We start from the raw sequence: 22799 nt of genomic DNA, 5'->3' as shown, positions 1-22799 counted from the left end.
GTTATCCCGCCGCCGCAGCTTTCAAGCGGCGCACCAGGAGCTCGGCGAGGACGGCGTAATCTTCGGTGGCCAGGTGCTCGGCCGCCGAACCGTCGAAAAGGATGGTCCCGTTGGGAGGCACTTCTTCGTCGCCGGCCCACAGGGAGATACATACCGGTACCAGGGGAAAGGGGTAAAGAATCATCCCCGCGTGCCCTACGGTAGCTCTTTCTCCCCCCAGGGCCCGGCCGGCGGCGAGGAACTTCTCTAGGTCGAAGCCGAAGGTTTTCACCAAGGGCAGTACGGACCGGGAATAGAAGGGCTGCTGGTACAGGGAGCCGCCGGGAAGCTCCTTGAAGGAAATCCACCGGCCCTGGAGGGAGGTTCCGCTGCTGGCAAGATAGTGGAGGATCAGAACCTGGCAGCGGGTGTCTACCTCCCCGCCTCCCTCTCCGTAGACCTGCCCGCCGGGGTACCGGACGCGGTAGACGGATTCCAGGGAGGGACAGTGTATTTCGCCGGTGTCCTCCTGCCAGCGTACGTTTTTTCTGGCCGCTATTTCTTCGGGCGAAAGGTCCCGGAGCCGCTCCCGGGCCAGTTCCAGGGTGACGTTTAAATTGTAGGGCATTCTGTCCATGACCCTTTGTTTCCCCCTAAAGACAAGGATAAATAAAAAAGCCAGCCCGTCAGGCCGGCCCGTTAGTCTTAAGCTAAAGGAGCGGTGATGCAGTTTTTCTCCTTTTCTTCCTCGAGAAAGGCCTGCAGCTCTTCCTCGGTCAGGATGCGGTAGTCCACTTCCTCCCCCTCAATCCACGTCAGGAGATACTCCACGGCCTCGCCCCCTGTACCTTGTATACATTATTCTTATCTATAGCATAGCATTCCAGGCGCCCTATTTCAAGCTTGACTTTGAGAATTTCTTTGGCTATAATGTTTATTGCATTGAGGGAGCGCCCGTAGCTCAGGTGGACAGAGTAACGGAATCCGAGTCCGGAGGTCGCAGGTTCGAATCCTGCCGGGCGCGCCAACAATCCATGCGCCAGTAGCTCAGCTGGTAGAGCAGCTGACTCTTAATCAGCGGGTCGTGGGTTCAAATCCTACCTGGCGCACCAACAAAATCAAGGCCTCCAAGCCTCGCACCTTATAGAATTTACTGCAGGAGTGCGGGCTGTCGGAGGTTTTTTTGTTTATCTCTCCACGCGTCAGGTTTTTGTTCCTGGCTACGGCTTCCTCTGTGAGACAGGGGAGGACGTGGCTGTGAGTATCCATAACCACGCTTATTTGGCTGTCCCCAGACGTTCCTAAACCACCCCGGGGTGCTCCCTCATCTCCAAAAGCCACGCGGCAAAGGTGTGGTCTAGCCAGGGATTTGTGCCGCTTTTTTCCTGGCTACCCCAGGAGCGCAGTAAATTCCTCTACAGTGAGGCCGGCTTTGCGTATCAGCGCCCGCAAGAGGCCCCGGTCCAACTCCCTATGGAGGGGTATGGTCAATATTACGGGCGTGCCCCGCTGGACCATGCTCACGTGGCTTCCCTTTTGCCTTGCTACACGCCATCCGGCCTTCTCAAAGGCCCTGACGGCCTCTTCCCCCCCGAGCACACCGGGAGCTTAGGCCTTATATAGCGACCTCCACTTCGGCAACCTCAAAGGCTGGGGGAAGCTGTGGTGCCTCTCCGGTTTCAAGATACAGCTCAATCGCCTCCCGAATGTTTGCCAGGGCCTCTTCTCGCGTCTTCCCCTGGGATAAACACCCAGGCAGTACCGGGCATTCGGCTATGATAAAGCCGTCCTCGCCCTTGGTTAAGATTACGGGTAGTTTCATCCTGTGGCCCCTCCCTTCCGGGTTATACTACCTGCAAGCGCCCAGTGGCTTTCTCCGCCACGTGCTTAGAAAGGTTCACGACCAATATATCATACACCGGAGAGGCTCTCAATTAAACCTCCTCCTAGCGCGCCCCCACTTTCGAGCCAAGGCAGGCCTTCCCCGCAAAAAGTGCGGATAACTCGAACCTCCGCCAGTTTATTTTCAGTTCCGCCGAAAGGTGTTGTGTTTGCGGTTATCGAACCCACTTCGAACCTCCTGCGCCCGACTTTGATGCGGTCGCTAAAGGGCGGCATTTCTTAGCTATTGCGTTTTTCTCCCTCACCCTTAACACGGGCCTGTAAAACTTCTAGGTCTTGCGGGCGGCCCCGCAAGAGGACCTCTACTCCTTGGGGCATATATCTTTCCTTCACCACTTCTACCCTATCCCTGGCCCTGGCCAGTTCCGCGAGGTGGGTAAAGGGTACCCAGAGGGTGGCTTCCTTTAGAGGGAAGAGTTCTTCTTCCAGGCGCCTCAAAAGGACCGGAAGGTTGGTGCCGTGGAGGGCCGAGATGGCCAGGCCATCCAGGGGGAGCATACCCGTGAACTTATCTGCTTTGTTGTAAACTTTAAGGAGGGGACGATGGGCCAGGTCCAGTTCCTGTAATATGCCCTCTACCGCCGCCACCTGGCGTTCCATGTAAGGGCTGGTCAGATCAATAACATGGAGCAGGAGATCGGCAGAGGCTAGTTCTTCTAAGGTGGCTTTAAAAGCTTCTTTTAGCCTGGCCGGCATGTGCTGGATGAAACCAACGGTATCGGTAAGTAATACCTGGCGTCCGGAAGGTAGCCGGATGCGCCTGCTAACGGGGTCGAGGGTGGCGAAGAGGCGGTCTTCGGCCAGGACCTTATTTCCGCTTAAAGAGAGGGCGTTGAGGAGGGTGGACTTCCCCGCATTGGTATAACCTACTAGAGCCACTACGGGGACGGCGTTTTTAACCCGGCGCCGGCGCAAGGCCTCGCGGTTGCGGCGTATTTCTTCCAGTTCCCGGCTTAGGTGATATATACGCCGGCGGACGGAACGGCGGAGCACTTCAAGTTTAGTTTCTCCGGGGCCCCGGGTTCCGATGCCTCCTCCCAGGCGGGAAAGGACTTCTCCCAGGCCCAGCATACGTGGATAAAGATAAGTAAGGCGGGCAAGCTCTACTTGGATCTTCCCCTCCCGGGAATGGGCCCGCCGGCGGAAGATTTCCAGGATTACCTGGGTACGGTCCCATATCTCTGCTTTGTCTAGCTTCTCTTCAAGCCTTAAGATCTGGCGGGGAGAAAGTTCCAGGTTGAAAATGACAGCTTCTATGTTTTCTTCTTCCACCCTTTCCTTCAGTTCCTGAACTTTGCCCTCTCCCAAAAGGTAATTGGGGTCCGGGCGTCGGTGTTGAAGCAAACAGCCTCTAATTTCTATATCTATGTTTCGGGCAAGTTCCGTCAGCTCCGCCAGGTTGTAAGAAATCTCCTCATCCTTTTCTTCCTGGGCCAGGTAGCAAAGAATGCCCCTTTTCACGCCGGCTCCTCCTCGGGGTTTAGGTCCAAAAAGAATCGGTACATCTATATTATAAATGCAGGTTAGACAAATCTTGGGCGTTTCCTTCCAGGACCCCCGTATTGTTGTTTTATAAACGACAAAAGGGGGTTTTACCCCCCCTAGAACAAAAGCAAATTGGAAGAAAAGCTTATTAGCGGATCTGGTGGGCGGCGAATTCGCATTCTTACAAAAGGCCGGGCGGCCCGAAGAAGGCGCAGCCCGGCCGGAGCTTAAGGTCGACAGGCGGTTAGGTTGAGGCTTTGCCTTCGGGCCAGAAGTTGCCCCACCGCAGCATGAGGGAGATGGTCAGCAGGACCAGGCCGAAGGGTAAAAGGGTAACGGCCACTTCCACGGCAGAAGGGACGTACGACCAGAAGTCGACAAATATGGTCCCGTCCGGCCTGAATTCTCCCAGGGCGATGGGGTAGTTCCACCCTTCCACCTCCACTCCCGGCAGGGATAGGTGCAGGGGGAAGAGGTTGTAGGCGGCGGGCATTAACAGAAGGCGGTTGGCTAAGATGCCGGGGAAGACCACGAGGCTCCCCAGGAGAAGGGAGGTCCGGGTTGCCTTCCCGCGGGCCGTGAGGAAATATACCATGGTGAAGGCCGGAAGGGCCAGTTCCAGGAAATACAGCCACCCGTACCGGCCGAAAAGGAGGTGAAGGGGACTTAGCTCCTCGGGTGAACCCCACCACCAGCGCACCAGCAGTTCGTTGGCCGTAAAGAAGAAATGGACCATCAGGGCGCCGGCCGTGATGTGGGCCAGGCTGTGAAAGGCTGCCCGGTGCCGGTCGAAGCCCTCCCTCCCTACCACCAGGAGGGAAACCACCAGCACCAGGCCTGTTCCCGAGGCCACGGCCTTGGCTATGAAATCCGGCGCCAGCAGGGCCGAGTTCCACCAGTTGCGGGAGGCCTGGGTGGCAAAAATCCAGGCGGTCACCGTATGAATGAGGACGGCCACCGGAAGACCCACCAGGGATATCCTCCGAGACCATTTCCGGGAAATCTCTTCTACTTGATCAAGGGATAACCTCTGGGTCCAGGCGACTAGAAGGCCGTGTCCTTCTTTTTTCCAATCGGGCAGGAGCTGGAAATAGATGCTCAGGAAGGTCAGCAGTAAATAAGTGCCGACTACTATTAAGTCCCATATCAACGGAGAGCGGAAGTTGGGGTGCAGGAGCAGGTTATAGATCCGCTCCACCCGTCCCAGGTCGGGGAGGATGATGGCTCCGGCGGCCAGAATACTGGCAAAGGCGCATAAAGAGGATATGCGGCAAAAGGGCTTTAGGTGCCGGACATTGAAGAGGTAGACCGAGGAGGAAATGATCATGCCGCCGGCGGCAATGCCTACGAAGAAGGCAAAGGTGGCTATATAGAGGCCCCAGCTAAAGGGATTGCGCATATGGGTAACGATTAACCCCCGGGCAAGCTGATAACCCCAGGCTCCCAGGCTAACTACCAAAAGGAAGATGGCCGCGATAAGGACGCTGTTTTCCCTTCTCATATTTCTCCCCTCCTATTGCCGCGACCCGGCGGGCAGCAGGTAGTAGACCTTGGGCGAAGTGCCCAGTTCTTCCCGGAGCCGCAACGCGGGTCGCTCCCTTACCAGGCGGCTTATTTCCGAGTTGGGGTCCTCCAGGTCTCCGAAGGTACGGGCCCTTGCCGGGCAGGCCTGGACGCAGATGGGGTTCTCCCCCTGATCCACGTACTGGATACAAAAGGTACATTTTTCTGTGATGCCCCTGGGGCGGTCGGGGGTGTAAACCAGGCGTCCGGTTTTGTCGTAGTGGTCAAAGGGGTAGCCGTAACTGTAGCCGGGACTGTATCCTGCCCTGGTCTTCGCTTCTCGGGGGTCTTCCCAGTTAAACTGCCGGACACCGTAGGGGCAGGCGGCCATACAGTACCGGCAGCCTATACAACGCCGATAGTCTACGAGTACCAGTCCCCGCTCGTCGGTGTAGGTGGCCCCTACCGGGCACACCTTTTCGCAGGGAGGGTTTTCGCAGTGCTGGCAGGAGACGGGCAAGAAGTACATCTGAATTCGCCCGTTTTTCCCGGCCGCAACCTGGTGCTCGGGACTGCCGGGGGTGAAGACCCGGTTCCACCAGGTGCCCGGCGGCTGGGCATTATGTTCTTTGCAGACCACCATACAGGTACGGCAGCCGATGCAGCGGTCGAGGTCCACCACCATTCCCAGTTTCATTAGGATTCACCCACCTTTCGGACATCGCAAAGGGCTTCGTTCCAGGCGGTGTTGGGGGCCCAGATTCCCGGTACGAAGTAGACCTCGTGGGTGGGCTTAATGAAGGGATAGGTCAGGGAGTTATAGGAGTCCCCGGCCAGATAACGGCTCCACCAGCCCTGCTCGAAGATTACTATATTGCGGGCCATACCGGGGTCCAGAACGGCGTATCCTCTCACCCTGCCCCGGTCGTTGTAGGCTTCCACGAGATCCCCTTGTTCGATCCCCTTGGCCGCGGCGTCTTCGGGGTTCAGGAAGATCTTGGGCCGGTTGTCCTGGAGTTCGTTCAGCCACACGTTGTTGGAAAAATTGGCGTGAACGCGGTAGAGGGAGTTGCGGGTAAGGAAAACAAAGGTGTATTTATCCTTAACCGCCGGATTCAGGGCGTACTCGCTCTCTTCAAAGGGCGGTTTGTGAACCGGCAGGGTTTCGCCCAGGGTTTTAAAGGTGTCCTCTTCTTTGTAAAACTCTATCCTGCCGCTTTTAACAAACTGGGCCGTGGCTTCCAGGGCCGCTGGACGGCTCCGGGGCGGGAAAGGCCTCTTAAAGTGGACCTGTTCATAGAAAGGTATCTGCCGGTCCCCCGGGACTTCGGATTTAAGGCGGACGGGACCCTGCTTCAGTTGTTCCAGGGTTATGCCGGCCACCGGCGGACCGCCCGTTTCCAGGAGCAGCTCAATGGCCTTTTCGGCTGCGGCGTTTTCGTCCAAGCCGGGGAAGAAGTGCTTTTCGAATTCGGGATTGAGCCTCCGGGCTATCTCCCGGGCGATCCAGAGCTCCGACCTGGACTCGTAGAGGGGCGCAATGGCCGGCTGCTGGAGCTGCATATAGGGATGGAGGGGGGTGGTGGTGAGCTCGACCTTTTCATACCAGCTAGCCACCGGCAGGACCACGTCGCTGTATAGACAGCTGGTGGTCATCTGGTTGTCCATCCCCATGATAAACTCCAGTTCGCCCTTCTCGGCCATCTGGCGCAGGCGGCCGGCCATGTTGTGCTGGTCGAAGGGATTTCCCCAGCCGAAGATGAGGGCCTTGACGCCCTGGGACGGCCACGGCGCCTTCATGCCGGGCGTGGGGCCGTGGAGGATGTAAAGCCAGGGGAGCCACCGGGGCGGCCGGGGGAACCACCAGGCCTTGACGTCAAAGCGGATCTTGTACTGGCCAGCGTAGGTGGAAATCCCTGCGCCGGGACGGCCGATGTTGCCGGTGAGTACGGGCAAGAGAGCCAGGGCCCTGCCCTTTAAGTCCCCGTGGTACCACTGGTAGTTGCTGGCTCCATAGATCACGTGCAGGGGCCGCGTGGTGGCCATTTCCCGGGCCAGGCGGACGACGGTGTCGCCGTTAACGCCGGTTTCTTGTTCCACATAGTCCGGGGTGTAAGCTTGCAGGTGTTCCTTTAGCAGCTGGAAGACCGGCTTGGCCTTCACCCTTTCCCCGCTCTTCAATTCCACTTCGATTTCCCCCTCCAGGAGGACATCGGGAGGCATTTCCATTTTTTCGGGATGTACTACCAACGGCCGTCCGTTGTAGGCTACGAAGGCCTCCCGGTAGGCGGGGACGTCCGCCGGTCTGTCCAGTCCCCTGACCTCGGCGGCCCGGAGGCGGTTCATGTTATCCAGGCGTACCAGGAGGGGCAGGTCGGTGAAGGTCTTGATGAAGGCTTCGTCATACAGCTTCTCCTCTTGGAGCACCCGGGCCATGCCGAGGGCCAGGGCAGCGTCGCTGCTGGCCTTCAACTGGATCCATTCGTCGGCCTTGGCCGCCGTGGGAGAATAATTGGGGTCGAAAACGACCAGCTTGGCGCCCCTGTTGCGGGCTTCGATTAATAGATCGGAATCCATAAGGCGGGTAACCATGAGGTTGGACCCGAAGACGGCTATATACCTTGAGTTAAGCCACTCCAGGGGTTCGAGTTCCTCCGACTGCACGCCGAAGGTTTGGGGCCAGAACATGGGCAGGTCCCCGTTTTTGTCGTAGGGGTGGATGAGATTCCAGCCGGCCAGGGTGGAGAGGGCGATCCAGGCTCCCTTTTGGACGTGGCCGGTGCCCCCCACCTGGAAGCTGAAGCAGACGGATTCGGGACCGTACTTGGCCGCAATCTCTTTGAGACGGCCCGCGGCGAAGTCCAGGGCTTCCTCCCAGGTGACTTCTTTGAACTCTCCCTTGCCCCGCTCGCCCGTCCTGATCAAGGGTTTTTTCAGGCGTTCCGGACCGTAGATCATATTGATGTAGCTGAGGCCCCTCAAGCAGCCGCGGGGGCCATATTCGGGTTCGGGATAGTCATCGGTGGGAAACAGGGCCTTTATCTGGCCATCCACCACCATGGCCTTAATCCCGCAGGAAGCGGTGCAGTTGGGGGAGCATACGGAACGCACGTATTTAACGGTCCTTTGCCCCCCATTCTCCCCCCGCACCTGGGGTATAAAGTATTGACCTGTAGATCCTACGAGGGCCGCCGCGGCGGCCGAAGCCTTTAAGAACTGCCTCCGGTTGAGCTTAAACTTCCCTCTTTCCATAAATTCACCTCCGCCGAAGACTGATAAAGTCTTAGTGCCTCCCCGGGGTGGTGTTTACCCTTTGTTGCACGCGTCGGCGACCGGTCCCTTGTGCAAGTACTAGCAATATTTATGCCTGAAACACCAAGAGCCCTGGAACTAAGGATTCCAGGGCTCCGGGCGCCGATTTATCCTGCCGGGGTATCGAAAATCGTAGAAACCTTTCTAGATTATTAGAGAGGGATCTTTTCCAGGCGGCAGGCCCCTACTTTAGTGAGGGGCTGGCGTGAGCAGGGATCGGTCAGCCGGCTTGTAAGGTGGTTGGCCGCCTGGGGGTGAGCTTCCTCTCCCGGGTCTAAATCCCCGAAGTGAAAGGGCAAAAAGACCTCTCCCCGGGCCACCACATCGGTAATACGGGCGCGCACCTTAACCCACCCGTGGGGGGAAACGACTTTGACCCAGTCTCCCTCGCCGAGGCGTAAAGCCCGGGCATCCTCCGGGTTGATTTCCACAAAGGCATAGGGCACGAGGGCGTTCAACTCCGGAATGCGTTTGGTCTTGGTGCGGGTATGATAATGTTCGATAACCCTGCCGGTGTTGAGCCAGAAGGGATAATCCTCATCCGGCAAGGGGGCCGGCGGCCGGTAGGTCACGGCCCAGAGGCGGGCGCGACCGGGGCTTTCGTTGAAAGGTCCATAGTCCTGGGAATCTTCGGCCGCGGTGGGGAAAACCCCATTGGTATAAAGGCGCGGGCTGCCCTGGGGGCTGCCTTCGGGACAAGGCCACTGGATGCCGCCGCGGGCCTCGAGGAGGTCATAGGTAATGCCGGTCATGTCGTTGGGCCGGCCTCTGGTTAACTCCCGCAGTTCGGCGAAAGCCTCTTCCGGGTGCTGCCAGGGGAATAGTTCTCCCGCCCCCATCCGCCGGGCGATCTGGCATATAATGGTTAGGTCGTCCTGGGCCTGCCCCGGAGGGTTTACCGCCTTGCGGACCAGGTTTACCCTGCGTTCGGAGTTGGTGATGGTGCCCGTTTTCTCCCCCCACTGGGCGGCCGGGAAGAAGATATCGGCCAAGGAGGCTGTTTCCATGGGATAAAAGATGTCCTGGACCACCAAGAAGACGCGCTCCAGCTGCTTGCGGACGTATGCCTGGTGGGACAGGGAGACGGCGGGATTAGTGCCGATGACCCATAAGAACTGCAGCCGGCCGGAATCAATGAGTTCCAGCATGGTATTAATGTCGCGGGTGACCGCGGGCAAGATCCCTTCGTCCACACCCCAGTGGCGGGCCACTTCCTGCCGGTGCCGGGGATTGCGGGGGTTGCGCAGGCCCGGCAGGCAGCCGGCTCCACCTATTTCCCGCATACTGAGGGCGGAGGCCTGGCCGGTGAGGGAGAAGGGGGCACACCCCGGCCGGCCGATCTTGCCGGTAAGGAGGTGGAGGGAGTTGATGAGGGTAACGGTATCCACCGGCTGCACGCTCTGGTTTACACCCTGGCAGAAGACGGTAACCGCCGTGTCCGCCCGGCCGAAGAGGCGGGCTGCGGTTACGATGTCCACGGCCGGGACGCCCGTCAGCTCCCCAGCTACCTCCGGGGGATAATGACGGGCGGCTTCCGCCAGCTCGTCGAATCCGGCGGTGGACCGGGCGATGAAGGCTTTGTCGATTAAGTCTTCTTTTATTAAAACATGTATGATTCCGTACAGCAGGGGGATGTTGGTGCCGCAGCGCAGCCGAAGGTGCAGGTCGGCCGCGGACGCCGGCAGCGTCCGTCGCGGGTCCGCTACCACGATTTTGGCGCCTCTATGCTGGCGGTTGCGCAGGATCCGCTGCCACAGCATGGGGTGCATTTCGGCCGGGTTGGCGCCGAAGATGAAAATAACCCGGGCTACGTCGAGGTCTTCATAACAGCCCGGCGGAGCATCGACGCCGAAGGATCGGATGTAGCCGGATACGGTAGAAGCCATGCAGAGGCGGGTGTTGGCATCGATGTTGGGAGTACCCCAGAAACCCTTGGCTAGTTTGTGGAGGGCATAATATTCCTCCATAGTCAGCTGGCCGCCGTGGTAGATACCCACGGCTTCCGGCCCGTACTGCTGCAGGGCATCTCGCACCCGGGCCACAAAGACCTGCTGGGTCTCCTCCCAGGTGGCGGGCCTCAGCTGGCCGCCTTCCCTCAGGAGGGGCACCACGGCTCGTTCGGGATGTTCCAGGGTTTTCCACTCATAGGTGCCCTTCAGGCACAGGCGGCCCCGGTTTACCGGGGATGAGGGGTTGGGCCTAACGGCCACGGCCCGGCCCCCTCTTGCCCCGAGGTAGAGGCCGCAACCGGTTCCGCAGTACCCGCAGGTGGTGTAAACCCATCGGTCGGCCGGTTCCTGATGGGGGTCCAACAAGTTCTCCAGAGTACGGCGCAGTTCCACGGACATGGTTTCTCTTCCCTTTGCTCTGCTGGAATGGTAAGGGGAGTTTATCATTCCAGGTTATATTTTTTTAGTTTCTGGTATAGGCCGGAAGGGTGTATGCCCAGCAGGCGTGCCGCTTCCTGCTTATTGCCCCCTGCTGCCCGCAGGGCCTTCTTAATGGCCGCCTGCTCGGCCCGGGCCACCGCTTCCTTAAGCTGCAGGCCGTGGGGACCGCCTTCCCCTCCGAAGCCGGGGGGTAGGTGGTGCAGCCGAATGACTTCTTCCTCCGGCTCCAGGAAGTTAAAGGCGTATTCCAGGACGTTCTCCAGTTCCCGCACGTTCCCCGGCCAGGAGTACTTTTTAAAGAACTCCTTTACCTCCGGGCTTAAGGAACGGACCGCTAGCCCGTAGCGGCGGTTAAACCTCTCTATAAGCATTTCGCATAGAGGCTCGATATCGGCGGGTCGCTCCCGCAGGGGCGGGATGTGAAGGGTTATGACTGCCAGGCGGTAATAGAGGTCCAGGCGGAATTTGCCCTCTTTGACCTGGGCCTGCAGGTCCTTATTGGTGGCGGCAATTACCCGGACGCTTACCCTGATGGTCTTCCTGCCGCCCACCCGCTCAAAGGCGCGTTCCTGGAGCACGCGCAGCAGCTTGGGCTGCATAGTCAGGGGGAGGTCGCCGATCTCATCCAGGAAGATGGTACCTCCATCCGCCAGCTCGAACTTACCGGGTTTACCTCCCCGGACGGCCCCGGTGAAGGCTCCCTCCTCATATCCGAAAAGCTCGGCCTCCAGCAGGTTTTCCGGAATGGCCGCACAGTTGATCTTGACCAGGGGTTCCCGACCCCGGGGGCTCGCCAGGTGAATGGCCCGCGCAAAGAGCTCTTTACCGGTGCCGCTCTCACCCAGGAGCAAGACGTTGGCCTCCCCACGGGCTATGCGGGCGGCCTGGCTTTTTAGACGCTGCATCTCCGGGCTGACACCGATGATCTCGGCAAAGGGTGACCGGTTCTGTTGCAGCGTCTCCAGCTCGTGCTTGTATAAAAGGAGTTTATTTTCCAGGATCTCAAAGCGGCGGCGAAAGTCCCTTATACTTTCTAAAGCTACGGTGTCCTGGGATACGACCCGGCCCACGCCCCCCAGGATTTCGCCGCTTTTTTTCAGGGGAACCTCGGCCACGAGGAGCTTTTGACCCTCGAACTCCAGGCCGGGATCGAGGTAGGGCCGACCCGTAGAGAGGACTTCGGGCAACCGCGTAAAGGGGATGATCTCCCTTACCGGGCGGTTCTCGACCCGCCGGTCATCCAACTTCAGGAGGGCCCGGTAGTTATCGTTGCAGTAGACCACCCGGGCCTCCTTGTCCACTACTACCAGGCACAGGGGCAGTTCGGCCAGAAGGGCCTCATAGAGGTCGATAAGGTTTTGCCGGGACGGCAGTTCCTCTTCATAGGGTGAAGGTGAACCAACCGGTTCTAAAACGACGACGGCTCCCCCGTCACTCACCCCCAGGGGAAAATAGCTGATGCGCAGGGTATGGTTTAATCCGCGGTAGGTGGTACCCACCAGGGGGCGTCCGGTGGTGAAAACCTCGGCCAGGCGCGTGGAGGGGAATATTTCCGTTAACCTTCTTCCCCTCACCTCCTGTTCCGGAAGACCCAGGAAGGATAAAGCTTGGGGATTTATCCGGGTAACCCGGCCCGCGCCGTCTACCATTATAAAACCGTGGCGCAAGGAGGCCAGGACCTCGGCCAGTAAGTCTACCCGACCCGACACCAAAGGCACATCACCGCCTCAAGACCTCCAGAGTCCCTGCCGCCACTTATTATAATATAAAAGGCCCGGCCGTTACAGCCGGGCCTCGCCGGACCCCAGGATCTGGGAAATATTAACCGCGGCGGTTTTAACCCTTTCCGCCAGTTTACCGTGTAACAGCTCATCTGTTATACGGCTGCTGGGGCCGGAAACGCTCAGGGCAGCCACTACCCTTTGTTCGTGGTTTTTGATGGGGGCGGCGACACATCGCACTCCTTCCTCGAGCTCGCCCTTGTCTACGGCGAAACCCTGTTCTCTGATTTTTTCCAGCTCCTGCTCCAGCTCTTCAGGATCGGTAATGGTGGCCCGGGTGAAGGCCCTTAAAGGGGTAGTGGCCAGAAATCTTTCCCATTGGAAAGGACTGAGGAATGCCAGCAGTGCCTTGCCTGTGCCTGTGCAGTAGGCAGGCGTGCGGGTGCCCGGGCGGGCCAGCATTTTAATGATGTTTCTGGATTCTACTTGATCGATATACACCACTTCAAAACCGTCCAGCACGGCCAGGTTGGCCGTTTCGTTGAATTCCTCCACCAGCTCCCGCAGGTAAGGACGGGCCACGGCGCGTATGTCCAGGGAATACAGGGCTCGATTTCCGATTTCAAAGACCTTAAGGCCCAGGCGGTACCTGCCCTGGTAGGGTTCCTGTTCCACAAACCCCCTGCGGGCCAGGGTATTAAGGAGCCGGTGCACGGTGCTGATATGCAGCCCCATCTCGGAGCTTAAAGCCGAGAGCATGACCGGGCCCTCGGCGCGGGCCAAGGCCTCCAGGATGGACAAGGCCCGGTCCACGGCCTGAACGCCCTGGACTTTAGAATTCTTCCCTTCCCGTCCCTTCTGCTCCTGCGGCACCCTCTTTTCTCTCCTTTACGATATTTGAGGCGGCCTTCGGCGGCCGTCGGGTCTTGACCGCACCGACGGCCGCCCGGTGGGCCGGCGTTATCCTGGCCTCGCCTCACTACACCCATCCACGTACTTTCATGGCCCCGGCAATCCTGTTTACCGCCACCATATAGGCCGCATCCCGCATGGAGACTTTCTTGTCCAAATGCATCTGGTAAACGTCTTGGAAGGCGCGGACCATCATTTCTTCAAGGCGGCGGTTTACCTCTTCTTCCGTCCAGTAGTAATTAGTCAAGTTTTGTACCCATTCGAAGTAAGATACCGTTACCCCGCCGGCATTGGCCAGGATGTCCGGTATTACAAGGACGCCCTTGTCCTCCAGTATTTTATCGGCTTCCGGGGTCGTCGGGCCGTTGGCGGCTTCGGCAATTATCCGGGCTCTTATGTCCTCGGCTACGGCGGCCGTAATTGCGTTTTCCAGGGCGGCCGGGATAATTATGTCACATTCTAGGGCAAACAATTGTTCGTTGCTCAAAGGGGTCGTTCCCGGCGCTCCCTTGACGCTGCCGGTTTGTTGCTTAAATTCCAGCAAACTTATGGGATCTATGCCTTCGGAACGGTAGGCACCGCCGGTAGAGTCGGTCACGGCGATAATTCTGGCCCCCATTTCGTGGAGGAGCCTGGCTACCACGGAACCGGCGTTACCGAAGCCCTGGACGGCGACGGTAGCATTCTGCAGGGGAATACTTAACCGGGCGCAGGCCTCACGAATGGCAAAAACACAACCGCGGCCGGTGGCCTCGCTGCGTCCGGCCGAGCCCCCGATTTCCAGGGGCTTCCCGGTAATTACCCCGAAGGTGTTGTAGCCGTTGAGGCTACTGAACTCATCGGCCATCCAGGCCATCACCTGGGGGTTGGTGTAGACATCCGGGGCCGGAACGTCCTTCTCCGGCCCGATTACCTGGGCTATGCTTCGTACATAGGCACGGCTCAGTTCCTCGAGCTCCCGGCGGGACAGCTCTTTGGGATTGCATTTCACGCCCCCTTTGCCCCCACCCAGGGGGAGGCCGAGAACAGCACATTTTAAGCTCATCCAGATAGACAGGGCCTTTACTTCATCGGCATTCACTTCAGGATGAAACCTGATGCCACCTTTGAAGGGCCCCAGGGCGTTGTTATGCTGCGAGCGATAACCTTTAAAAACCCTGGTGCTCCCGTCATCCATTTTCACGGGAAAAGAAACCTCCACAAATCTCTGGGGCTCACTCAAAAGGTCGGCGACGATAGGATCGAGGTTCAAGGCCTGCACTGCTTTACGTATTTCCTGTTGAGCAGCCCGAAGAGGATTAGGTGAGGTTTCCTCTAATGCCATAAGATCTCCTCCCGCAGTAGTTTGATCTTGCGTGTCTTAAATACCTTTTTGCTCCTGGTGGTCACTGGCACCGTCTGAAAGCATGGACTATCCTTCAGCGGAAAGGTCGTTCCCGGCATTTTATGTAGATTTGCGCATCCTTCTGTTCCCCCTCTTAAGAATTTTGGGTTCTCCTTGCAGGAGAACCCTGCCTTAACCCCCGCAATTATTCTAAAAAAATCGTCAAACCGGTGTCAATGAAAGGTTATTTCGCTATATGAAAACATGAGCGTCCCAAAAAGCCCGCCGTTGGCGGGCCTTCAGGACTTCTTTTTTAAGTCGCACTGCACAAGGCCTTCATAGCATTCGTCGCATAGGAACTGGCCGCAAACAGGACAGATGCGCATGTCGCCTGGATTTACGTCCAGGCAGTCATAGCAATAGGCCGTATCGCAGTGACGGCATATAACGCCCTCTACCTTCTGGGCTTTACAGCGGTCGCAGACGGGTATCTTCACGGTTTTGCCCTCCTCTATATCTAGAGGTTTCATTAAATATACATTCGCTCAAAACCAGTAAAGTTCCTCTTGCCGCCGCCACAAGAAAAAAACTCCCTTCCGGGAGTCCTATAAGGGGGTATTCCTACTTGCCGACAGACCGCGTCATCCGGTAAGCTCCAGGGCTACGGCCCGGGCGGTTCTCCTGGCCACGTCCGGCATCACTGCTTTTACCTTGTTGCCGTTGGCCAAGAGACAGGCATTGGCTTCGTCGGTATCTATATGGAATTCCAGCCGGAAATTGGGGTGGACTCGCACCAGCACGTTTTTAAAGATCAGGCCCCTCTCCCCTTCTACGACAACGTCCACGGTGTCCTTGTCCTTCAGGCCGCACCTCTTGGCTTCCTCGGGGGGCATATGGATGTGGCGCAGGGCTATGATAACTCCCCGTTCGAGGGTGACCACTCCAGCCGGCCCTACCAGGACGCACCCCGGGCTGTCCTCCAGATGGCCCGAATCCCTAACCGGGGGATTGACTCCCAGCCTGAAACAGTCGGTGCGAGACACCTCTACTTGGGAGTACGGGCGGAGGGGGCCGATGATGCGCACGTTCTCCAGGACACCCTTGGGCCCCACTACGGTTACGGTTTCGCGGGCGGCAAATTCTCCCGGCTGGACCAGATCCTTAATTTTAGTCACGGTTGCCTCGGGTCCGAAGAGGATGCGGAAATGTTCTGGTGTAAGATGCACGTGGCGGCCGGAAACGCCTACGGGCACTTCTAACAGGGTTTTATCCATTCAGGGCCTCCTCCCCCTTGTCTGCCGTTCGTCATTTTAAATCAACCATTCGGCTCTCATTTTCTACCGTTCACCCCCATTATATTACCATTCGGGCTGCAAGGCAAGGGGGAGGAGTTAAATTCTCTAACAAAATTACCAATATTTAATCTGTACTGGATAGGTTAGGGTTTCTTTAACTTAGACTTAAGGCATTCCCCGCAGTTCCCGCCGCATGTAGGGTAAAGGGTGCTGCGGCAGCGGGGGCACCGCCCGAGCCCCGGCGTGGCCACGGGGTATCCGCAGCGGGGGCACTTGATATAACAGACGGACATTTACCCTCGCCTCCTATATGAGGATATGGGATATTATACCTCCCAGGAGGAAGGCCAGGACCAGAACACTGCTCCAGATGGTGACGGCCTGGCGCAGGCCCCTCTCCTTTAAGATGACCAGGGCCGAGGCAATACAGGGAACAAAGAGGGTGATGGTCACCAGGGCCACCAGCGTCTGCGGGGGTGTAAGGGGCAAAGAGTAAAGGCCTGCGGCGCCGAAGTCGCGGCGGATAAATCCCATTATAAAGGCCGTGGCCGCTTCCCGGGGCAGCTGCAGCCAGTTCACCGTCAGGGGAGCGAGGAAAGTCTGGATGAGAGATAAGAGCCCGCTCACCTGAAGTATCCCTATGAGAAGGGCGCCGGCGGCAAAGAGGGGAGTAGCCTCCCGGAGAAACACGTAAGTCTTGGTATAGGTCTTTTTCAAGACGTTTTCCGGCTGCGGCCAGCGCAGCGGGGGAAGGTCGATGAAGAGATCGCTGGGCTGCCCCGGCAGGACGCGGTTAAGGACGGTACCGGCAACCCCCAGCACGCTAAAAAGGACGAGCACATAGGCCAGGACGTATTTGGACCCCAGGGGGACCAGCATACTGGTAATTACCGCCAACTGGGCCGAACAGGGTATGGTTAGAGCCAGAAGAAAGGTGGCGATTAGTTTTTCCCGGGGATTCCCCAGGAGGCGGGTGGTAATGGTAGCCGCGGTTACGCAGCCCGCTCCCAGGATAAGGGGAATGATCCCCCGGCCGTTCATGCCCAGGTGCATCAGTACGCGATCGACCAGGACGGCAATGCGGGGCAGATAGCCCGAATCCTCCAGAAGGGAAAGGCATAGGTAGAAACCCACTACCAGGGGGAGCAGAAGGCCCAGGATGTAGGTGACCGTCATGGTGAGAAGGCCGAACTCCCCTATTAAGATGGTACCCAGGGCACTGTCTCCCAGGATGGGTGCGAGCAGCCCCCGTATGAAGGGTTCGTAATAACCCTGCATGATCTCCTCTTCCGTGATGGCTACCACGGTCTGGGCGATAAACACGCCGATGAACTGATAGAGGAGGTAAAGGGTGAGCAGTAACAGGGGAACGCCCGTGAGGGGACGGAGCATCCATTGCCCCAGGTGGGTCTTAAAGGAGGCCCGGGACATGTCTTCCCGGACTACGGCCGCCACTATCTCGTCTACCCGCTGCCGCCTCAGGAGGTACACTTCCTCCCGTTTGTCCATGGGCTTTACCCGGTGGCGGGCGGCCACCCAGGGATCGCCTTCTAGGATCAACAAGGCTTCCGCCCTGTTATGGACTTTGGGCAAAATAGGCCGGAGCATTTCCTCCAGGCCGGGCAAGGCCCGACCCAGTTGGGCGCGAGCCACCGCCTTTTTCAGTTCCTCTAAACCCTGCCTTTTAGTGGCCACGGTGGGAACCACAGGTACCCCCAACATTTCGGATAATTTAGCATGGTCGACCTTGAGGCCTTCCCTGGCGGCTTCATCGACCATATTGAGGGCTACTACCACTGGAAAGCCCATATCGATCAACTGCTGGGTAAGAAACAGGTCCCGGTCCAGGTGGACGGCATCCACCACGTTAATGACCACGTCCGCCTCGAAAATAATATCCCGGGCGACTCTTTCTTCGTCATTGAAGGAAGAAACCCCGTAAATGCCGGGGGTATCGATGATCACGTCGTTGCCTACCCGGCCGTGATGGATCTCAAGGGTGGTGCCGGGAAAGTTGGAAACATCGGCGTACAGGCCGGTCAAGGCATTAAAGAAAACGGATTTGCCCACGTTGGGATTGCCCACTAAAACTATCCGACGGCCTGCAGACGGCAAATTGAGGGGCGGCTTAAGGCTATGGCAGCTCACGAGTTTTCCCTCCTTTCCTTAAGACACCTTCTGGTATGCCACTACGGGCTCTATATGGATCCGCCGGGCCAGCCCCCGGCCGATGGCAATCTCCTGGTGATTGCGCCCCACGATAACCGGCCCGCGGGGAATAACCTCTTTGCAGGTGACCACCGCACCTTCCCAGAGACCGAACCGTATGGCCTGGCTGCGTATTTCCTTGCCGGGCAGCTGGGTAACGCGATAGAGATGTCCCTTTTTTGCCTGGTCCAGAGTCACGGTTTTCCCTCCTTGCGCCGCCTAAATGAGAAATATTTTCATCGACCTGTTCCTATTATAGAGTAATTGAAAACCATTGTCAATAAGTTGACGCAAAAATTGGGCGCCCTTTAGCGGCGCCCTTCTCTGCTTAGGATGTAGCGTATGTCCTGCTCCACCGGCAGGTGATAGGACCGGCAGAGCTGGAGCAAGCGTGACGTGGTACGCTCGCCCAGATATTCTTCCAGCTGCTTCAAATCCAGGTTGCTGGTGATGATGGCAGGCAGGTCGTGGATTAAACGGTAGTTGATTAGGGAGAATATTTTGTTGCGCGTCCACTCGGTATAGTTATGGGCTCCCAGGTCGTCCAGGATTAAGACCGGCGCGTCCCGGGCCGTGGTGAGGAGCTCCTGTTCGGTGGGGCTTTCTACTTCCGGGCGCCGGTCGTAGGTGGCGCGGATCTCATCCAGGAGGTCGGGCACGACCACAAAGAGCACTTCCTGGTGCATGGCCGTAAGGGCGTTGGCCACGGCTGCAGCCAGAAAGGTCTTGCCGCTGCCCACCGGCCCGAAGATGAAGAGTCCCCGCGGCGCCTCTCCCTGGACGTATTGGTTGACGAACTGCTTGCAGGCCTCCAAGCAGCGGCGGGCCGCTTCGTAGTAGGTGGTCCCTGTCAGCTCGTCGTAACGGTGCCGGGAATAATAACGCAGGTCGAAGCTGGCGAAAGTGTGGCGGCTGAGGTGAGGAGTGAGGTGAGCGGAACGAAGCCGGTTATGCCAGGCCTTGATCTGCATACACTTGCAGCGGTAGGCGCGGCCGTCGCGAAGGACTATTCCCCTGTCACCGCACTCCGAACAGGAAGGAGGGGGGGATCCATGGGAAGCCGAAGGTCCGGCTTCGGCGGCGGTAGACGGTCGTTGTAACAATTCGGCAGGTATTCGCAGTTTCTGCACAGGGCCAGTCCCTCCCCTTTATTTTCCCGGTTCCAGGCGGTAGAGTTCGCGGTATTTATCCTCGGTGGGAAGTTCCGCGCGTCTTTTCTTACCCGGCCTCTGCCTCAGCAGGCGTTCGTCATAGGCGACGGCCTCCTGGACCGTGCGGATGTTGTGGCGCAGCCAATCCTTCAAGATGGAATCGATGTAGCGAAAATTAAGGGCCCCGCGCAAAACGGCCCTTTTTAAAGCCTCGATGATCAATTCGGGTTTGAGATCAGGATTTTGATACCAGTCGGCAATCTGGCTGCTCTCGAAGGGCGACAGGGGACGCCCGAACTCCTTTTCAAAGGTCCGGTAAATCTCGCCAAGGCCCGTTTCGGAGATGGCGGTGCGGTCCTCGGGGGGTAAGGAATTCGGTTCCCTGGGGGTAAGGCCCCCGCCCTCGACAGCCATGACCTCCACCAGGCGGTGCCACAGGTTGCGTAAGGAGAAGGCATTGAACCAGCGGCCGGTGTCCGGGTTATAGTAGGGCTCCACGGTAATGAGCTGTTTCTCCATGAGTCCGGCGAGGACGTTTTTGGCTTCTTCACTATCTATAGATAGGTACTGGCTGAGCTTCTCCGGAGATGGAAAGCGGTCGTGCTCGATTTGCCGGCACCGCAACAGGTGGATAATGACCATAACCTCTATCTCTAAGAGGCCGAGGCGGGTATAATATTGAAGTAAAGGGCTGGGAATGGTCACAAGGCCGTCTTCAAACAAGGTGGCCAGAAGGTCGGCCGGCCACCGGCGGGATGCAGGCATCCTGGTTCCCTCCTACCCTGCACAGGGTTCCTCTGGGATTTATTATAGCACGGCCAGGGGGGGCAGGTCCAAGGGGGACCATCAGCTGAGCAATCCCCACCTCTTGGCCGGGGGTGATTTAGCTTTCGCTCGGCTCAAGTTGCTCGTTCATGGGCTAAATCACCGTCTTAAAACCGGGGATACGTCGGGTACCATCACCCGGTGGATCCCGCCGCATATTTCTCACCTACCCGGCCGGAAGAGGCCCGTGGCCGTCCGCCCTTTTTAGGGGTCCGTTATGGGTCCCGGGTGCGAGGAGGCTCTTTTTATATGGAAGTTATCGCCTTTATCGGTCCCAGCGGCACCGGCAAAAGTCACCGGGCGCTGGCCGTGGCCCATGATTACCAGACCGACCTCATTATCGACGACGGGCTCTTAATACGGGGAAGCCGTATCCTCGCCGGGGTGTCGGCCAAGGAACAACCCACCCGCGTTGGAGCCATCAAGACGGCCTTGTTCCTCGACCCCCAGCATGCGGCCGAAGTTAAGAAGCAAATCGCCGCCCTGGCGCCCTCCCGGATTCTCCTCATCAGCACCTCCCGGGAGATGGCCCGCCGCATTGCCGAGAATCTCGAATTGCCCGAGCCCGGCCTGTTTATCGATATCACCGAGGTGGCTACCCCGCGGGAGATTGCCCGGGCCCAGCAAATCCGCAAGCGCATGGGCAAGCACGTAATCCCGGTCCCGACGGTAGAAGTCAAGCCCAGGTTCAAAGGGCCCTTCATCGAGCCCCTCCGTACCTTTCTGCGGCGGCGCCACGCCCAGCCGGGCAAGAGCAAGAATCTCTGGGTAGAGCAAACTATAGTGCGACCCACTTTTAATATCTGGGGACATTTCTACGTGGCCAACAGCGTAATCGAACAGCTGGCCGCCCACCTGGTGAAGAACGAAGCCCTGTCGGACCCCCGGGTCCATGTAGAAAATACTCCCGCCGGTCTCATTCTCCACATTGAAGTGACGGGACGTTACGGTATGGACTGGAGGCCCTTCCTGCTGGCGGCCCAAAAAAAAGTGAAGGCAGGGATCGAGGAGATGACTTCCCTGCCGGTGAAGGCCGTAAATATTACGGTTAAACACCTGGTCCGCTAGGCGGTTTTAGCCGGTGGCCGCCGCCTTGGGGTATTTCATTTGGCGGGCTACGAAGCGCTCCATCCTGTTGAGGGCCTCGGTAAGTTCCTGCAAGGAGGCCGCGTAGGAACAGCGGATGAAGCCTTCCCCGCTGGGGCCGAAGGCGCCGCCCGGCACCACAGCTACCCGCTCCTCCTGTAAAAGCCGGGAGGCAAATTCTTCCGACGTCAGGCCGGTTACGGTAATGGAGGGGAAGACGTAGAAGGCGCCGCGGGGCTCAAAGCAGTCCAGCCCCATTTCCCTAAGGCGGCTTACCACCAATCGCCGCCGCTGGTCGTACTGCTCCACCATCCGGTCCACATCGGACCGCCCGTTGCGCAGGGCCTCCAGGGCCGCCATCTGGCTCATAATAGGGGCGCAGAGAATAGTGTACTGGTGAATCTTCACCATGGCGGCCAGGAATTCGGGATGGGCCGCTACGTATCCTATGCGCCAGCCGGTCATGGCAAAGGCTTTGGAAAAGCCGCTGATCAGAAGGGTGCGCTCCTGCATGCCCGGCAGAGAAGCAAAGGATACGGGCGGGCCGTCGTAGCGCAGTTCGGCGTAAATTTCGTCCGCCACCACCACAAGGTTGTACTGTTCTACCAGGCGGGCAATGGCGAGCATATCCTCCCGCCCCAGTACCGCACCCGTCGGATTGTTGGGGTAGCAGAGGACCAGGGCCTTGGTCCTGGGAGTAATGTACTTTTCCAATTCCCCAGCGCTGATGATGAAGTCCCTGGTGCGGCTCGTCGGCACCATCACGGGTACGCCCCCACACAACTGGGTGACGGGCTGATAAGAAACGTAACACGGTTCGGGGATGAGCACCTCGTCGCCGGGGCAGAGGATGGTACGGAGGGCCAGGTCCACCGCTTCGCTCGCCCCTATGGTCACCAGGATCTCCTTTTCCGGGTGATAGGAGAGGCCGAAGCGCTCTTCCAGATACTCTGCAATGGCCCGCCGGAGTTCGGGGGTGCCGTAATTGGAGCTGTACATGGTGTAACCTCTCTCCAGGGACTCTACGCAGGCCGCTCGGATATGCCAGGGGGTGACGAAATCCGGCTCACCCACTCCCAAGGAGATGACCCCTTGAGTATTGGCCACCAGCTCGAAAAAGCGCCGAATCCCGGAGGGCTGAAGGCCTTTGACTACGGGCGAGATAAATTTTTCAGGATCAAAACGGCCGGTTACGGTCACGGCTGCACCACCTGCCTGCGATCGGCTTCCGGGTCGTCGAAGATGATGCCGTCCTGTTTATAGCGCTTTAAAATAAAATGGGTGACGGTACTCTGCACATGCTCCAGGGTAGCCAGCTTCCGGGCCACGAAGTCGGCCACCTCCTTTAAACTCTTGCCCTGAACCAGGACGGACAGGTCATACCCGCCCGACATTAGAAAAACGGACTTTACTTCCGGATAGCGGTAGATGCGGGCTGCTACTTCGTCGAAGCCGACGTCCTGTTGGGGGGCTACTTTTACATCAATGAGGGCCGCTACCTGTTCCTCCCCCGCCTTCTCCCAGTTGATAAGGGTAGAATAGCCCAAGATAATCCTTTCCTCTTCCATACGGGAAATCTCCTGGGCCACCTGGTCGGGGGGCAGCCCCAACATGACGGCTATTTCCTTGGCCGAAAGACGGCTGTTGCCCTCTAAAAGGCGGAGTATTTTCGACCGCATGTTTCCCCTCCCTCCCTGTTACGGGGC

22 protein-coding genes and 2 tRNA genes are annotated in these 22799 nt (G+C 58.4%); 3 read left to right on the top strand and 21 right to left on the bottom strand.

Going from position 1 to position 22799, the window contains the following annotated elements:
* Nucleotide 1: 1 nt before the first annotated feature.
* Nucleotides 2-616 (bottom strand): DUF3786 domain-containing protein, encoded by a 615-nt coding sequence (locus TAMC210_RS09860; RefSeq protein ID WP_173298622.1) that lies wholly within the window; start codon nt 614-616, stop codon nt 2-4.
* A 68-nt stretch (nt 617-684) separates the two neighbouring features.
* On the bottom strand, nt 685-810 hold the full coding sequence (locus tag TAMC210_RS13665; protein ID WP_256366487.1) for a hypothetical protein: 126 nt from the start codon (nt 808-810) through the stop codon (nt 685-687).
* A 119-nt stretch (nt 811-929) separates the two neighbouring features.
* On the opposite strand from TAMC210_RS13665, the gene TAMC210_RS09855 reads away from it, so the two are divergent.
* Both TAMC210_RS09855 and TAMC210_RS09850 read left to right on the top strand, forming a co-directional pair.
* Nucleotides 930-1006 (top strand) — tRNA-Arg (locus TAMC210_RS09855).
* Nucleotides 1007-1015: 9 nt separating this feature from the next.
* Nucleotides 1016-1091: transfer RNA gene (locus TAMC210_RS09850), tRNA-Lys, on the top strand.
* Between the two features lie 277 nt (nt 1092-1368).
* Here TAMC210_RS09850 and TAMC210_RS09845 read toward each other — a convergent pair.
* From TAMC210_RS09845 to TAMC210_RS09765, 17 genes are all read right to left on the bottom strand, one after another.
* Nucleotides 1369-1578 carry a type II toxin-antitoxin system HicA family toxin gene (locus TAMC210_RS09845; RefSeq protein WP_173298621.1) on the bottom strand — a complete coding sequence of 70 codons (210 nt, stop codon included), beginning with the start codon at nt 1576-1578 and terminating at the stop codon, nt 1369-1371.
* Nucleotides 1579-1594: 16 nt separating this feature from the next.
* Nucleotides 1595-1801, bottom strand: coding sequence for a type II toxin-antitoxin system HicB family antitoxin (locus TAMC210_RS09840; protein ID WP_173298620.1), 207 nt, complete (start codon nt 1799-1801; stop codon nt 1595-1597).
* A 299-nt stretch (nt 1802-2100) separates the two neighbouring features.
* A complete protein-coding gene (hflX, locus tag TAMC210_RS09835; protein ID WP_173298619.1) occupies nt 2101-3342 on the bottom strand; it encodes a GTPase HflX in 1242 nt (413 codons plus the stop codon).
* A 268-nt stretch (nt 3343-3610) separates the two neighbouring features.
* Nucleotides 3611-4867 (bottom strand): NrfD/PsrC family molybdoenzyme membrane anchor subunit, encoded by a 1257-nt coding sequence (nrfD, locus tag TAMC210_RS09830; RefSeq protein WP_173298618.1) that lies wholly within the window; start codon nt 4865-4867, stop codon nt 3611-3613.
* Nucleotides 4868-4879: 12 nt separating this feature from the next.
* Nucleotides 4880-5566 carry a 4Fe-4S dicluster domain-containing protein gene (locus TAMC210_RS09825; protein WP_173298617.1) on the bottom strand — a complete coding sequence of 229 codons (687 nt, stop codon included), beginning with the start codon at nt 5564-5566 and terminating at the stop codon, nt 4880-4882.
* On the bottom strand, nt 5566-8121 hold the full coding sequence (locus tag TAMC210_RS09820) for a molybdopterin-dependent oxidoreductase (RefSeq protein WP_173298616.1): 2556 nt from the start codon (nt 8119-8121) through the stop codon (nt 5566-5568). Before TAMC210_RS09820 ends, TAMC210_RS09825 begins: the two co-directional genes overlap by 1 nt.
* 212 nt (nt 8122-8333) lie before the next feature.
* Nucleotides 8334-10529 carry a molybdopterin oxidoreductase family protein gene (locus tag TAMC210_RS09815; protein WP_173298615.1) on the bottom strand — a complete coding sequence of 732 codons (2196 nt, stop codon included), beginning with the start codon at nt 10527-10529 and terminating at the stop codon, nt 8334-8336.
* A 44-nt stretch (nt 10530-10573) separates the two neighbouring features.
* Nucleotides 10574-12280 (bottom strand): sigma 54-interacting transcriptional regulator, encoded by a 1707-nt coding sequence (locus tag TAMC210_RS09810; RefSeq protein WP_254388634.1) that lies wholly within the window; start codon nt 12278-12280, stop codon nt 10574-10576.
* A gap of 72 nt (nt 12281-12352) precedes the next feature.
* Nucleotides 12353-13165, bottom strand: a complete 813-nt coding sequence (locus TAMC210_RS09805; RefSeq protein WP_254388617.1) for an IclR family transcriptional regulator — start codon at nt 13163-13165, stop codon at nt 12353-12355.
* Between the two features lie 106 nt (nt 13166-13271).
* The gene (locus tag TAMC210_RS09800) at nt 13272-14528 is read right to left on the bottom strand and encodes a Glu/Leu/Phe/Val family dehydrogenase (protein ID WP_173298614.1); all 1257 of its coding nucleotides are present in this window, start codon (nt 14526-14528) and stop codon (nt 13272-13274) included.
* A 299-nt stretch (nt 14529-14827) separates the two neighbouring features.
* Entirely contained in the window at nt 14828-15025 is a 198-nt protein-coding gene (locus TAMC210_RS09795; protein ID WP_173298613.1) for a hypothetical protein, read from the bottom strand.
* Between the two features lie 144 nt (nt 15026-15169).
* Nucleotides 15170-15802 carry a phosphate propanoyltransferase gene (locus TAMC210_RS09790; protein WP_173298612.1) on the bottom strand — a complete coding sequence of 211 codons (633 nt, stop codon included), beginning with the start codon at nt 15800-15802 and terminating at the stop codon, nt 15170-15172.
* A 164-nt stretch (nt 15803-15966) separates the two neighbouring features.
* A complete protein-coding gene (locus TAMC210_RS09785; RefSeq protein ID WP_173298611.1) occupies nt 15967-16116 on the bottom strand; it encodes a hypothetical protein in 150 nt (49 codons plus the stop codon).
* 13 nt (nt 16117-16129) lie between these two features.
* Nucleotides 16130-17971, bottom strand: a complete 1842-nt coding sequence (gene feoB, locus TAMC210_RS09780; RefSeq protein WP_173298610.1) for a ferrous iron transport protein B — start codon at nt 17969-17971, stop codon at nt 16130-16132.
* Between the two features lie 18 nt (nt 17972-17989).
* Nucleotides 17990-18229, bottom strand: a complete 240-nt coding sequence (locus tag TAMC210_RS09775) for a FeoA family protein (protein WP_173298609.1) — start codon at nt 18227-18229, stop codon at nt 17990-17992.
* 110 nt (nt 18230-18339) lie between these two features.
* Entirely contained in the window at nt 18340-19161 is an 822-nt protein-coding gene (locus TAMC210_RS09770; protein ID WP_254388616.1) for an ATP-binding protein, read from the bottom strand.
* A gap of 18 nt (nt 19162-19179) precedes the next feature.
* Entirely contained in the window at nt 19180-19947 is a 768-nt protein-coding gene (locus TAMC210_RS09765) for a DnaD domain-containing protein (RefSeq protein WP_173298608.1), read from the bottom strand.
* A gap of 309 nt (nt 19948-20256) precedes the next feature.
* Between TAMC210_RS09765 and TAMC210_RS09760 the strand changes: the two genes are divergently transcribed.
* Complete coding sequence (locus TAMC210_RS09760) at nt 20257-21075, top strand: Asp23/Gls24 family envelope stress response protein (RefSeq protein WP_173298607.1); 819 nt, start codon at nt 20257-20259, stop codon at nt 21073-21075.
* A 6-nt stretch (nt 21076-21081) separates the two neighbouring features.
* Here TAMC210_RS09760 and TAMC210_RS09755 read toward each other — a convergent pair whose 3' ends face one another.
* Both TAMC210_RS09755 and TAMC210_RS09750 read right to left on the bottom strand, forming a co-directional pair.
* A complete protein-coding gene (locus TAMC210_RS09755) occupies nt 21082-22293 on the bottom strand; it encodes an aminotransferase class I/II-fold pyridoxal phosphate-dependent enzyme (protein ID WP_173298606.1) in 1212 nt (403 codons plus the stop codon).
* Nucleotides 22290-22772: an Lrp/AsnC family transcriptional regulator gene (locus tag TAMC210_RS09750; protein WP_173298605.1), complete on the bottom strand. Its 483-nt coding sequence runs from the start codon at nt 22770-22772 to the stop codon at nt 22290-22292. The genes TAMC210_RS09755 and TAMC210_RS09750 overlap by 4 nt, the downstream gene beginning before the upstream one ends.
* Nucleotides 22773-22799: the final 27 nt, after the last annotated feature.

The organism is Thermanaeromonas sp. C210, from assembly GCF_013167955.1.
Classification (GTDB): Bacteria; Bacillota; DSM-521; order Neomoorellales; family Neomoorellaceae; genus UBA12545.
This window is presented reverse-complemented; position numbering and strand designations above follow the sequence as displayed.